The sequence below is a fragment of the Paenibacillus sp. FSL H8-0537 genome, assembly GCF_038051995.1.
Lineage (GTDB): Bacteria > Bacillota > Bacilli > Paenibacillales > Paenibacillaceae > Pristimantibacillus.
This window is the reverse complement of record NZ_CP150290.1, coordinates 1,170,499-1,183,683: the sequence shown is the minus strand read 5'-3', so window position 1 is coordinate 1,183,683 and position 13,185 is coordinate 1,170,499. Positions and strand designations below refer to the sequence as shown.

Genomic DNA, 13,185 nt, shown 5'->3' with positions numbered 1-13,185 from the left:
TCCTCGTTACTTGACTGTTCTTCCTATAATTCTAGCCTCTGTATGATACACTCAATCCAAGAAGGTACAGCGTCTGAACAAAATGTAATTGAACCGTCGTCCACTTCCAGAATTATCCTTCCTTCTGATAGACTATTGTCAATCACAATTAAATGGTCTAGTAAGTGCAGGTTAGAGAGCAAGTTTTGAATAGAGGTTTGATGACGTCTTATAATATCGTCTGAGGGAATATGATGTCCACCATTTTTCACCCGAACAGCAACCCGTTCAAGATTCAAATGATAATCTCCAAGACCCACATAAAACATCGTAACCCTGAATCCATTGGCCTTGGCAGCATTCATGAGACGTATGACATTCCCACCTGCTAGTGTTGTCTCCACGGAAAAGTCACGACTATTCCGGATACATTCCTTGGCTAGTTTTATCGCTTCCTTCCCAGCAGATACCTTTCGACTTTCAGGATTAACCGAATCAAGACCTCGTGCCAAAGCATCGGGATCAATATTAACACTTATTCCGATTCTGTCCACAATAAGGTTTCGAATCGTGCTTTTCCCACTCCCATTGTTCCCAGCAAATACATACATGATTGGAGTCTGATCAGGCATCAGGATCCCCCTGCCCAGTAACAGGTATTATAAGTCCGTCATTGTATTCCCTTACCATTTCACCTTCATTCGTCTTATAAACAATATATGTTTCGTTAGCCTTAGCATCCAGCTTGGCTCGATCACCTGTGAGTTTAATAAGCTTTTGAAGATCTTTCATTTGATCCATTTGTTTCACCGTCCTTAGCCTAGACTTCAAAACCTATACACAGATTATAACACAAAAAAATTTCTGACTAAGAGAGCCAAGCCCAAGAGAACTGGAAATCGCTCATTTCAAATAAGTAAACTCTACTCATTAGCATAGAAATGTTTATTGAAGGAGTACCTAATCTTTTGTCGTTTTTGCCAGTCGATTCTGGATATAAGATTGAAGGGCTTGATCCCTGCAGTAGATATAACAGCCCTTCATTCCTCTGGACATTAGGATTTTGTAGATATTCTTGATAAGGGCATTGAGTCTGGCCGGATCGTTTTTCAAGCCCTTTTTCCCCGTTACATCTTTATAGTCCTTGAAATCAGAAAACAAAGTGCCTGTCTCAGCATCGTATCTTAAATCATTACCGATAATGACACCGACATACTCAAACTCCAGCCCTTGTGTCGTATGAACGCAGCCTATTTGGTCAATTCCTTCAGGATGGATGGCCCATGATTCACGAATGGCGTAGCCGTTCCATGGCATTTTAAAGCCATGCTCCTCCAAAATAACATCTTCAATCTGTCCATTTGTATTCCCTAGTTTCGGGCCTGTCCAGCTCCATGCATAACCGGCTAACAGACGTGCTTTATGACCGTTAGCTTGTTTATCTTTAATAAGCTCATACAAACGATGCGGTGAATCAACAATGCGAAAATCGAAAACCGCCTTATCCCACCCGTTAAAATTTCCCGTCTTCCTGATGTCTAGCACGTCATCAACCCAGTTTAAATAGCCTTCTGCTCCAGCACATCGAAATTGAGCATGCAAAGAATACTCATGGTATTCTGCTCCTAACTCCTTGCTCATTCTCTTGATTTCATCTACCGTACCGATATCATCGGGTCTAATCCTTTGCATATCGTCGATGAAAAACACGCTAGTTTTTGTACTTTTGATAATGTCTTCAATTTGATTCACACCTTTATACATATAGGCGCCTTTACCTTTCAGACGATGTGCTTCATCTACGATTAAAACGTCAAACGTATCAGCATCCGTATCAACAAAGCTGCCCGATCCTAGAAACAAGCTCTTCGTTCTCGTCTTCGATCTGGAGCTTTGCTGCGTCAACATTTCCACCATCACATTTCGAAAAGAGGAATTAGGCGCGACAAATTTTACATTTAAGCTGTTACGCAGCAAGCCTCCAAGAGAGTTCATAGAAATAACGGATTTCCCCGTACCTGGCCCACCTTTTATGACAATCGTCCTCTTTTTATCTTGTTTCTTAGCAAGGGTTACGATGGTCTCATAAGCAACCTTCTGCTCATCGAGAAGTACAAAATCTGAATTACCATCAAATAGAGCGCTTATGTGGTCAATCAACGCTTTGGAAGGCGTTATTTTCCCATTTTCAATATTGTAAAGGAGCTCCATTCCTTTGCCTTTGCCAACATATTTAAAAATAAACTCTTGCAGCTTCTTCGTCTCATGAGACAAAAATAAAGGAGCCTCCGCAATCATTTTCTCATACTGTTTGGACTTGAGAGGTTCAGGATTTTTTTCTTGGTAATTATGCAAGAAAGCAACAGAATGTGCGTTAACATCCTGACTATGTACGGCTGCATTCATATCAACGATATATTGTCTATAAGACCATGCTTGGTAGGATGGATGCGTAGTTTCTCTCACCCCGCCATTTAATGATGTCTTGACGATATCTTCTTTCTCCGTCGACCATGCTTCTTCCCATTGCTTGAGCTCCACAATAATGAAGTTTTGATTCTGTTTATCGTCCTGACCGGCAATGAGGAAGTCGATCCGTTTACTTGTAGATGGAATATTGTATTCAATCAACACGCCACAGTCATCAGCAACCTTCGAATTCCGGATGATCCGTTCCATGAACTGCATCGAATTATTCCAAGAACGTCGTTCCGAGATCGCAGGCTTCCTCCCTAGCTTTTCAACAAACGCAGCTTCGATCCTATTAGTAATCTTATTGTCATCCACTGCCTCTTTAAAGTCAGCAACAGAGCTACTGTATATAATCATTAGGCACCTTCTTGTGTTGGAATGCTAGCATGTAGCCTTGATTCAAAAACTAAACAAATCTTATGTAGAGATTCTTCTTTCCGAATTCTTATGCTGGTATAATTCGACAAAATGAGGCAAGACTCCTCTTTATGCAACAGGTTTTAGAGGATAGACATCTATTGTAATGTCACATTGGTATGTGAGTATTCTCCCGTCCAATCAAGAAAAAAGCTGAAAGGATGTCGGTTAATAGCCTAACATCCTTTCAGCGGAATCTTCTTTTAGGAGAGAAGCAATGATTACCCTTCCATCCTCCTTAATGAACATTTTAATTGTATATTGAGGACACTATAACTGAATTAATCCAAAGCATCTTTTGTTATTAATAGGAACGGTATTAATAACTTTCTACCTACTGATTATTCTCTTCTAATTTCACACTCATTACCTTCTTTGCATCATCAATATGTGCATGATCTAGCCTCACTTTGACACGACCTCTCCGTCGCGCTTCACGCCATAAAAGCAGCTCTTCTTCATTCTCCAACTTCAACTCGGCTATTTCCAATGCCCGGTCGAATATATACTTTGATGTGAAAGCGATGCTTCGAACCCCATGACCACCGGGGAGAATGTTTTTTTTCCTTGTCTCCCAGTCCTCGATTTCGAATACTATATAAAGTTTATCCGGAGGATTATTCTTTGAGGGAATTACTGTGATTTCGCCGCGTTTCATAATCTTCCAATCCCTTATTCTTCCGTAGTATCTCACACCTACTATTTCATTAGTCTTATCGAAAAACTTCTTTGATTGATAAAGCGCCACATACTCCAATTGTGTAAGGATCTTATGATTCGTAATATTCTCGAGCGGGGTATGATAAAAATTATGCTTCAGCGCTACTTCCAACTGTTCCTCGCGGCTCATGCAACCGACCAGTACATTTTTTCCGCTATACTTGTTATCGTAATACTCCTTCGACCCTTTTGGTCGAACAGCTCGCTCATATGCATTCTCCGGACTGTCCAAAATAATCTCATCCAGAAACTCTTCCAACAATTTTGTTGATCCCGGCAGAAAAGGAAATGCCCCGACATTAACCGCCCTTATGCTTTTGTATAATCGATGCTCCTTATATATCTTTTCATCCGGGTAAGGGAACAATACATACGCCCCAAACATCATCCGCTCGAACTGCTCCGAATCTTTCTCCGCATGTACGATAGCGTCCCGGTAACGATGCATCGTGTTGATATCCTCCTCTTCAGGCCCTGGAAGCCCGCCATAGTTCGCATAATAAGGCGTCCCCGGCTCCGCAGGATTCAATCGATATTTCGCATCAAACACGTACTTATACTCCGTAGAAGTCTCCATTTTTCGAAGAGTAAGTACGTTATCCGGTTTCTGCGTAAGCGTCGGTCCCCGAAGCGCTTGATTGTAAAACAGCTTAAAAATTTCTCCGTTTTTCGGGTTGCGGTAAGTCACCGTCGACGCGGCAGATTTCTTAAGCTTAACAAAAATCCCACTATAATCCAACTTTATGATGTCTTGCCTGACCAACACATACTTGTTACTTAGCAACTGATGTATCTTAAGGAAGCACCAGTATTCATAAAGAGTGGCTAAATCCTTCAAAGACAACTGGAATAAGTCATCCTGGATGATGAGGCCTTTGAGCAGCATGAGGTAGTACTTGTATACTTCTCGATAACCTGGGGCCATCTGCATCACTAAGGAAACGGACATTTGCTTCATAGTTCCCACTTGTAAAAAATCAAACTGAAGCACCCTTCGAACTTCCTTCTGCATACGGGTCATCGTCTGAGCCAACAAAGGGTCCTCTAGTCTTTTCTGGTCCTTTAGTAACTGCCACAAGTCTTTCAGCTTCCGCTCAATACGGAGGAACACCCATCGAACGAATCGATTTTCCTGCGTATCATAATTAACGACTCTTCGAGTATCCAACACATGCTTTGGAACAAATTTTTCGCCTCTGACTCGAATCATTCCGTTAGCGGGATCTTTGACCAGTTGCTGCGGATATTTACTCAAGTAATGTAAGGTTTTGTTATTGATTTTCTTTGCCCTATCGGCCGGGACAATGCGTTGACTCTGATGCATTTGCGTATGAGGGGATCCTTCTATACGTTGAACAGCTTTTATAAGTTGGTCAAAAAGATAGCGTAATATCGTAAAATATTCTGTTGAACTTTGCTGCTTCGTCTCTTTCAGGCCCGTTAGTTGATATGTTTTGCGCAGGAAATCAAAGGTCAGGTTATGAATCTGGTGATTAACATCTTGAAGAATGACCTGATAATCCCTCTTGTAATCCATCTTCACAGGGAAAACCTCCAACCTAATCCTCAACAGAGATGAAGCGCTTGACCGTAATTCCAGCTCTGAAAATCCGACCTCATTCCCAAAATTCAAGTTCCCTGACAGAACCCGCTTTCCCTTCGGCAATACCGCCTCGCGCAACGAATAATTTTCATGGTAAAAAGATAAGTCTATATCCTCTTTCTTCTCAACCAATAAATTGTAGGTTTGCGTCTCGTAAAAGATCGGAAAGCAAGCTTGTTCGTTCTGCCAAGGCTCTAGCTCTCCACGATTGGGATTAAAGACAGCAATAGATAGAACCTTCAATTGGTCGGAATGAATAGATATGTGAAGATCCGCCTGCTCCCACTCTCTCTCTTCTGTCCGATGTAGCTGGAGCATATCTACCGTTGGATGATACGGTTTCCCCTCTAAGTAGAGATCAAACAGATTCGTTTCAATGTGCAGGAGAATCACGCTCTTTTTAAGAGACCCAAAATGAAGTGTATCCGTCATCATAAAGCCTCCGTAGCATGTAGATAAGCTTCCTACTGGATTGAGGATATTTGGCATTATTTTCGGTTACTTGCTTAGTCCACAACTGCTCAACATCTCTTTCTCCATCCAAATATTCTTTGCTTTGAACGGTGGAACCCGTAATACAGAGCAATAAGAGCTCGATGATTACCTTTTTCACTACTGAGTTGTTGCCCTGAATTCGGGGTAGAATCTTCTGCATGATCTGCATATCCATTGCCTCATCGGTAGTCATCAAAGAGAACCGTTCGTTGTATATCAAGTAGAAACAAATTGAATCCCTGACACGGAAACCAACGTGCGCGTGGATATTTTCAAGAATCGTGTTGATTCTTACCAATTGACCTACAGTTCTTTGGACAATATCTTTATTGTTTATGTATGCGTCCTTTAACTGTAAGTAGTCGCTGGTCAAAAAACTCGCCGCTGGATATACAGCCTCTGATTCTTCTTCCGTAATACCTACAATATCTTCTAATCCATAAAAACTGTCGAGTTGGATATGATTGAATTCGATGGTATTGGCTCGGTCCAATACCTTTTTGCTAAAAGGATGCGTGGTTTCATCCATGTTCACCGTACCTATGAAGAAAACATTTTCAGGGATACAAAAATTGCTACCTACTTGATCTTCAGTAACAATTTTATCGGTCACAATATGCCCATCTTGCCAACGTTGCGTTTCTAAGATACTGAGTAAATCGCTAAAATAGTGTTCTACTCTCGCTAGGTTCATCTCATCTAAACAAACAAAGTAGGGTTTCTGCCAGTTCTCCGGCTCAGAAGCCGATTCTAGTACGTAAGTTAATTTTCCTCGGCGGAATGTTCCACCCAGATCCTTGTAACCTATTAGATCGGACGGGTCATTCCAATCCGGTCTAACCGGAATAAGCGTAAACTGAGCATTCGCTTCTGTTGCCCCAAGGGCTTCTGCAAATTTTTGGATTAGCTTTGTTTTCCCAGTGCCAGAAATACCGGCCAAGATAACGAAAGGTTTTGTCTTTAAAGAGAGATAGAAGTTTTCAATTAAATTGTAAGGATATTGAAATCCTTGATGAGCAATATAATGTTTTATTCTTTTTAACATTCCGGAAATTTGATTATCCTCTTGTTTTTGATGAAGTTCTTCCTTTTCAATATTATCATCATTTATGTCTGTTTCTTCAATCTCTAAGTGCAATCGTTCCCAAATGGGCCTAAACAAATGAAAATAACGATGCAGCTCAGACTCCAAATCAAATCCTTTTTCCATGAGCTGATCTGGTTTAAATAACTTAGTTATCCCCGTTTTTGAACTAGTCTTTGTCCGAATATAATATACGTAGCTTTCAATATGTGGTAGTTTTTCTTCAGAATTAAGCCATTCTTTGGTTATGACAAAACCTTCTTCTTCTAGCAGTCGTAAAATAATAGCCCTATATTCATCCACTGAAAGAATGTTGATAAATTGTTTTTCGATTGATTTTATCTGTGCTTCTTTCTTTTCTTTAACAGTAGCATTAATTCTTCCGTTTGAGGAACCACCAGAACCAAAACAAAAGGTTACTTCAAGTAGATCTTTTTGAAATACCCATGAGTATTGAAAGCTGAAAGATTTATCTTCATGTATGGATATACCCGACCAAAGATAATCCTTAGGCTGATTACCATAAGGTGTGGGACTACCAATTCGAGCTTCTATAATATGATCAGATTTTAATTGATTTTCATTTAAAAATGAGCGAGCAAAACTTCCAGCTGCATCGTTATAATATTTAAGAACTGCTTCATTTTCTTTTCGTAATTCTGTCATCAGATTTTTCTTTTCGTCCATTGTTTTATCTGTTTTTTTTATTGACTTAACAGCATGGGAAATTCCCCTGTAAGTTTCGAACAACTCTGAATCAATTATTGCATTTATACTCATTTTCAGGTTACCACCTTGAACAAATTTTATAAACTCTACAACTCTAATTATAATTACTAAGACATTCAGAGATATTCATGGAATCTCAAATCACTTCTTATTGTTTGGAAACTCCAAACAATAAGATACATTCCTTCACAACTCAGCAAAAACATTTAGTTCTCTACTTCACGATTTATTTCCCACTAAAATATCTCTAATCATTTATAATTATTTTAATTTCCATATTTATCTTAGCTATGCAAAAAAACAAACATTAATAGGTACCATTTTCATCTTGAGGTATTACATATCAGGCCTACCAGAAAGTCGGTTTATATTGAGCCAAAATCGGTATACCGTTTTATCAAAAAGACGCCGAACTTTTAGTTCCGGCGTTGTATTTTAGACTTTAGAATACTAAATAAATGATTTCTATTCTCTTTACTAAAGAAATCTTTCCCCTTGATAATCCTGGTTATCACAGAAAATTTTTAAAGTTATTAATATAGCCCGACTCTTTAAAAAATAGTTCATCTACCCCTGCTCTAGACTGATATGCAATATATCGATTCAAAACGTTTTGAATATACTCTTTTCGTAAATACAACAATTTATTAAGTTTTTCCGATTTCACATCATTTTGATGAAGAGTGGTAACTTCATAGAAATTCCATTTAATAATCTTCACCTTTTTTTCATCATCAAAAGGAACTGCCATATAAAAACAATTTGGAGTATCAGAGTTTTTGAGGCTATCACCTGTTAGATTTGTTTCAACTCTTCCTACCAAAAATTTTATTTGTGATTCGACTTTTTTGATATTAAAAGTATCACAATACGGAGTAATACATAATAAATATGTATTATTAGTAGTTTCGTAATAAATTGCACCCGTTTCAATTCGATCATCCGTACTCTCGTTGAACTTTAACAATTTAGTAAAATTATAAATTTGTGTTCTATATGATTTACTAAACTCAGAGTCATCCCCAAAAAAGGCTGGCCATAGAACAAGTAAGTTAATTAATTTTTCTTTATCAATTTCAAAGTTCTCTATCGCACCAATTAATTCAGTTTTAAAATCATTAAATGACTTCTCAGCATTTTCAGAAAGAAATTTCAATATCACTCCATTAATATCAATACCTAAAATATGTCTTTTGAACTGACTGCTTAAGTTAATTTCAAAGAAAGTACTAATTTTTTTAAGATTCTCTTCAATAAAAGGATACCCATTCAAAGAAGCAACTATATCACTTTGTAATGACCTAACGCCATTTTCACTTATAAACTCATCCCAAAGCATTATGACAAGGAACAAATCTTTTTTTATATTTTCTTTATCCACTAAATCGGATATCTTTTCCTCTAAAGCTTGCAGGCCTTCTTGATGCTCTTGAATCTTATCTACTAATTTTGAAACAAAATCTGAATTTTTAAAAAGTTTAATTAAGGCTTTATTCGTTTCACCAGACCCAATTTCTAGAATCAACTTAACGATCTTTTCTAAAGGAAACCCTGCGATAGTAGCCTTTTTTAAACTAGATAGTTTATTTTCAACAAAAAAATTATATTGATATTTTTCTTCCTTATTTTCCATTATAATACTTAGAAATTTATCAGTTAAAAATCTGGGGATATCATTTTCCGGGATCTTAGCAGTAAGTATTTGAGAGAAAATCACCTTTTCAAAAGGGGCGCTAAAATCTAGCATTGCTTTACTTATGTTATTATTGATTCTTGCAGCTGTATCCATAAAGTGAAGAACCAAGCTCTTATCAGCCAAAAGTTTTTGTGAGATTACTGGAATAATTTCTTTTGCCTTAAAATGCTTCTTGGAAATAATAAAACCGAATAATTTATGCCCAGTATCATTAACATTTTCAAAAAAATCCCCATCGCTTTTTGTTATTAACTTTCTGTTTTTTAAATATTCCATGATATCATCAAAGTCATCGGATGCAGTATAAATCACAGCACACTTTAAACCTTTATCAGAACTTGCATACTTATGCAAAATAGCAGAAGCCGCTGCTCCTGGTTCTATAGTTTTAGAATTTTCCAAATCCCAATCGACGATAAGAAGTTTAATGGTTGATAGTAAATTTGCTAGAACATCAACCTGAGCAACATCAATAGTTGAATTATATTTGAACGGAGTAGTAACAAACCCCTCTTCCATTAACTCAGTATGATATGATGCCTCTGGCTGTAAAGTGTATTTTTTAGGTGAAGTTGGCGCTGCTGCTGCTGCTGTCTCATTCATACTCGCGTTACTAGATATATTATCCTCTTCTACTCCAAATAAAATTGCTGGATTTACGGAAGCATAATCAATATTACTTAAGTCTAGTTCAGTAGCCTCTTCAAGCACCATGACGTTCAAATCCAACTGATCATCTATTATTAATATTGAATTAAAATAGTCTTTAACAATATGATTTACGTAACTTAATTCTGCAGTCGAACTCATTTTTGCACCTCTCGTAGTATAGCATCTTTTTTAAACTGAATACCAAAACATGCTCCACCCAAATTTTCAATGCTGTTATTGTTGTCTTCTAGAAACAAAAAATGCCCCCGTGATTCTAAGGTATCTCTTGAAAGAAATAGTCCTAGACCCCTACCTTGCAATTTTTTAGTAAAGTATGGTTCAAAAATCCTTACCTTATCTGATTCTTTTATCCCCTGCCCAGTATCATGAATAAATAATGTCTGATTTGTTTCAGAGTAATAAAAATGAATCGCTCGTATATCCTGATTAAGCATCCAATAAATCGAATTTGATACTACATTTGCAATTGGAGTGAATAATACAGGTTCAATTTCTCTTACTATTAAATCTTCAGGTATATCATTAACTATCTCTATTGTGTATTTTCTTATATCGGTCGAAAAATATTCCAAAACATCTTCAATAAATAGTTTTAAATTTATATCTCTAGCTCTTTTTCTTGACTGCTTATATAAGGGGCTCATTCTGGCTTGAAGCCTTTCTAATGAAGCAAAAGATTGATTAACTCTCTGAATAACTGAAGCCAATGGAGTTGGTTTAAGTGCTTTAGATAATGCGTCAACATTTTCCCTAATTATTTTATTTAAAGCGTTAAATTCGTGACTCGTCATTTCGGCCGCAAGTCCCACTGCAGATAGATCACGATACATTTCAACTTCTTTTTTCAGCAGTCCTATAAGAAATTCATCATTGTTAAATACACTTACACTTTCTAAATTATCAACGACTTTATTTAATAACAATTCTGTATTTTTAAACACTTTACTTATCTTTATTTCATTCTCATAAATTAATATCTTTTCTTGTATTCTACTAATATTCAAATTGAAATCTTGTAATATTTCTTGAATTGATTTTTGTAAAGTATTATCATTCATTAGTACTGTCTTATTACTCATCTTATACTGATTAAACTTTTTCTGGTAGTCATCAAGCTCCTCTATTTCTTTGTTTATTTTATGTCTATTGTCTTCAGTTGATTTTAGCAATAGATTTATAGTTTTTTCTCGGACTTCATCTAATAATGTATAATGGTTCTTGAAGTAATTGTAATTTGATTCATTTATCTTTTTAATGAAACTATCAATCCATCCAAGGGCCTCATCTAGATTTTCATTAATATTGAATATATCCTTGTTTTCACTATTAACCCGTACACGCTCAAGTTTGCTCACCAAAATTTCAAGCTTTTGATTACTCCTTATGACTTCACTTGCACATTCGTTATTCATTTCCTCAACCAATTCAATTAGTTCAATTGAATGATTATATCTTGGATTCAATTCAAGTTTAAATCTCCCCAGTAAATCTCTTTTCTCAATATACTCTCTCTTAAAAGCGTAGATCAGATCATATTTCTCCAATTCATTTCTGCATAATTCGATTTTATTTTTATATTTTTCGTATACTGCATCGATATCTGTCGATAGTGTGGATGATCGGACCTCCAAAGTTCCTCTAAATTCATTTAAACTTTTGTTCAGGTCTTTAAAATATTGCTTTTCCTTCTTTTCCTCTTCTAATTGTTGTTGCCTAGCTTTCTCATGCCTCTCATGCTCCTCTTTTAATGCATTAATATAGTTGCTTCTATTACCTTCATTTTGAGTAGTTTCTAAATATTCAAGTGCCCACCATTTTAATAAATTGATAGCAACATTTCGGAAGTAATTATAACTCGAGTTTTCTACAAATCCTTCCCTGCTTGATTTATCCACCAAATTTGGATTAGAGATTTTACTAATTTCCATGAACCCAAACATTCTTCGATGGCTAAATAAATATGTGGTAGCACGTCTAGATCTTCTTTCTTCCATATGTAAAAAATCGTTTCCTTTTTCGCCATACGGAAGAATTCTTAATCCATCCCTATAAACATAAATTCCTCCGATGTCTTGGAGCTTGTCTTTCATGTCTCGATGTTGGTCCTTATTCAAAGTGGAGGAACTTAGGTTACCCTCCAAAAAAAACCATTTTAAATATATAGGTCCAAATTCTTTATAAGTTTTATCACTAAGCCCTATAGATAATTCACTTGCAGGGACATTTACATCCTCTACTTTGCCTTGTCCTCGCATAAATGCCTTGCCTATGAACATCCCATTAATTATTTTACCCTTTAATGCATAATCGTAAAGTTTAATGTCATCCTTATTAAACCACTGTTCATCCTCTAATGAATGCCCGTTTATGTGAATTTTAGGATTAAATCCATCATCTTCTCTTATTTCATCATTAGAAAAAGTGGGATTTGTTTCTGGTATTTGTGAATCTTCCAATTCTAATTCTTTATCATAAATATCTATATAATTTTGGAAAGAGTATAAAAGGTCTTTTAATCTTCGATATCGAATTTTCAGTGTTTCATCCTGCACTTGAAGATTTTTAATATTTTCATACACTCTCCAATCCCAGCTAGAATCTATATTTGTAAGGTAGAATATAGTCCCTCCCTTACGATTCTCGATTATTTTCATCCACTCTAGGACTTTTTGTTCTATTTCAAAAGATTCAATTTGTTCCATTACAAGATTTCTGATTTCACTGTCCCAACCTGAATCATTATATAAATTATTTAACAACATCTCTTTCAAATCATTTTTATTATCCTTCAAATATGTAGAAATTTCCTCAAGTGTATTAAAAGTTTTTAATGGAATTTCAATATCATCAAGAAACATTTTCTCATTTCTGAAAAGTTCCCAATGAAGATATAGAATACACCATTTTCCATCCAATTTCTTTTTAGAGATAATTAAAAGCTGATCTCCTAATAAGGAAACTGCCAATCTTCCTATTCCTTTCTCACCGATTTTAACTCTATTTTTTTTAGTATGTTTAATAACTTTCGTTCTTTTTGAATAAGTCCCAATTGTAAGCCAATTTTGTTCTAAGTCATCCGCACTCATTCCTTCCCCGTCATCGCAAACTAAGATGCATTGTTTATCGGTATTTATGTCTATAAGTCCTTCTGAAGCATCTGCATCATACGCATTTCTTAACAACTCAGATATAGCGGTTACTTCATCTCTAATTTGCTGTTTACCAAGGAGATCTACAGCCCTAGCTCTTGTCTTAAATTTCGCCATTTTCACATCTCCTAAATTTATTATTCCCCTTAAAAGTCTAAATCCTTATTAT

The 13,185-nt window shown here is 36.3% G+C and carries 7 protein-coding genes; all 7 read right to left on the bottom strand.

From position 1 onward, the window contains the following. Nucleotides 1-23: 23 nt before the first annotated feature. Complete coding sequence (locus MHB80_RS04875) at nt 24-611, bottom strand: zeta toxin family protein (protein ID WP_341281119.1); 588 nt, start codon at nt 609-611, stop codon at nt 24-26. Beyond that, a complete protein-coding gene (locus MHB80_RS04870) occupies nt 604-780 on the bottom strand; it encodes a hypothetical protein (RefSeq protein ID WP_341281118.1) in 177 nt (58 codons plus the stop codon). The genes MHB80_RS04875 and MHB80_RS04870 overlap by 8 nt, the downstream gene beginning before the upstream one ends. A 159-nt stretch (nt 781-939) precedes the next feature. Further along, nucleotides 940-2,808, bottom strand: coding sequence for a DUF2075 domain-containing protein (locus tag MHB80_RS04865; RefSeq protein ID WP_341281117.1), 1,869 nt, complete (start codon nt 2,806-2,808; stop codon nt 940-942). Between the two features lie 394 nt (nt 2,809-3,202). Then, a complete protein-coding gene (locus MHB80_RS04860) occupies nt 3,203-5,626 on the bottom strand; it encodes a restriction endonuclease-like protein (RefSeq protein ID WP_341281116.1) in 2,424 nt (807 codons plus the stop codon). Then, complete coding sequence (locus MHB80_RS04855) at nt 5,592-7,550, bottom strand: AAA family ATPase (protein WP_341281115.1); 1,959 nt, start codon at nt 7,548-7,550, stop codon at nt 5,592-5,594. The genes MHB80_RS04860 and MHB80_RS04855 overlap by 35 nt, the downstream gene beginning before the upstream one ends. 460 nt (nt 7,551-8,010) lie before the next feature. Beyond that, nucleotides 8,011-10,005, bottom strand: coding sequence for a response regulator receiver domain (locus MHB80_RS04850; RefSeq protein ID WP_341281114.1), 1,995 nt, complete (start codon nt 10,003-10,005; stop codon nt 8,011-8,013). Continuing rightward, entirely contained in the window at nt 10,002-13,133 is a 3,132-nt protein-coding gene (locus MHB80_RS04845) for an ATP-binding protein (protein WP_341281113.1), read from the bottom strand. Before MHB80_RS04845 ends, MHB80_RS04850 begins: the two co-directional genes overlap by 4 nt. Between the last annotated feature and the right edge of the window lie 52 nt (nt 13,134-13,185).

What these genes read in the sequence shown, in the direction of transcription:
- MHB80_RS04875 (WP_341281119.1), bottom strand. Translation starts at nt 611, where the DNA reads ATGCCTGATCAGACTCCAATCATGTATGTATTTGCTGGGAACAATGGG.
- MHB80_RS04870 (WP_341281118.1), bottom strand. Translation starts at nt 780, where the DNA reads ATGGATCAAATGAAAGATCTTCAAAAGCTTATTAAACTCACAGGTGAT.
- MHB80_RS04865 (WP_341281117.1), bottom strand. Translation starts at nt 2,808, where the DNA reads ATGATTATATACAGTAGCTCTGTTGCTGACTTTAAAGAGGCAGTGGAT.
- MHB80_RS04860 (WP_341281116.1), bottom strand. Translation starts at nt 5,626, where the DNA reads ATGATGACGGATACACTTCATTTTGGGTCTCTTAAAAAGAGCGTGATT.
- MHB80_RS04855 (WP_341281115.1), bottom strand. Translation starts at nt 7,550, where the DNA reads ATGAGTATAAATGCAATAATTGATTCAGAGTTGTTCGAAACTTACAGG.
- MHB80_RS04850 (WP_341281114.1), bottom strand. Translation starts at nt 10,005, where the DNA reads ATGAGTTCGACTGCAGAATTAAGTTACGTAAATCATATTGTTAAAGAC.
- MHB80_RS04845 (WP_341281113.1), bottom strand. Translation starts at nt 13,133, where the DNA reads ATGGCGAAATTTAAGACAAGAGCTAGGGCTGTAGATCTCCTTGGTAAA.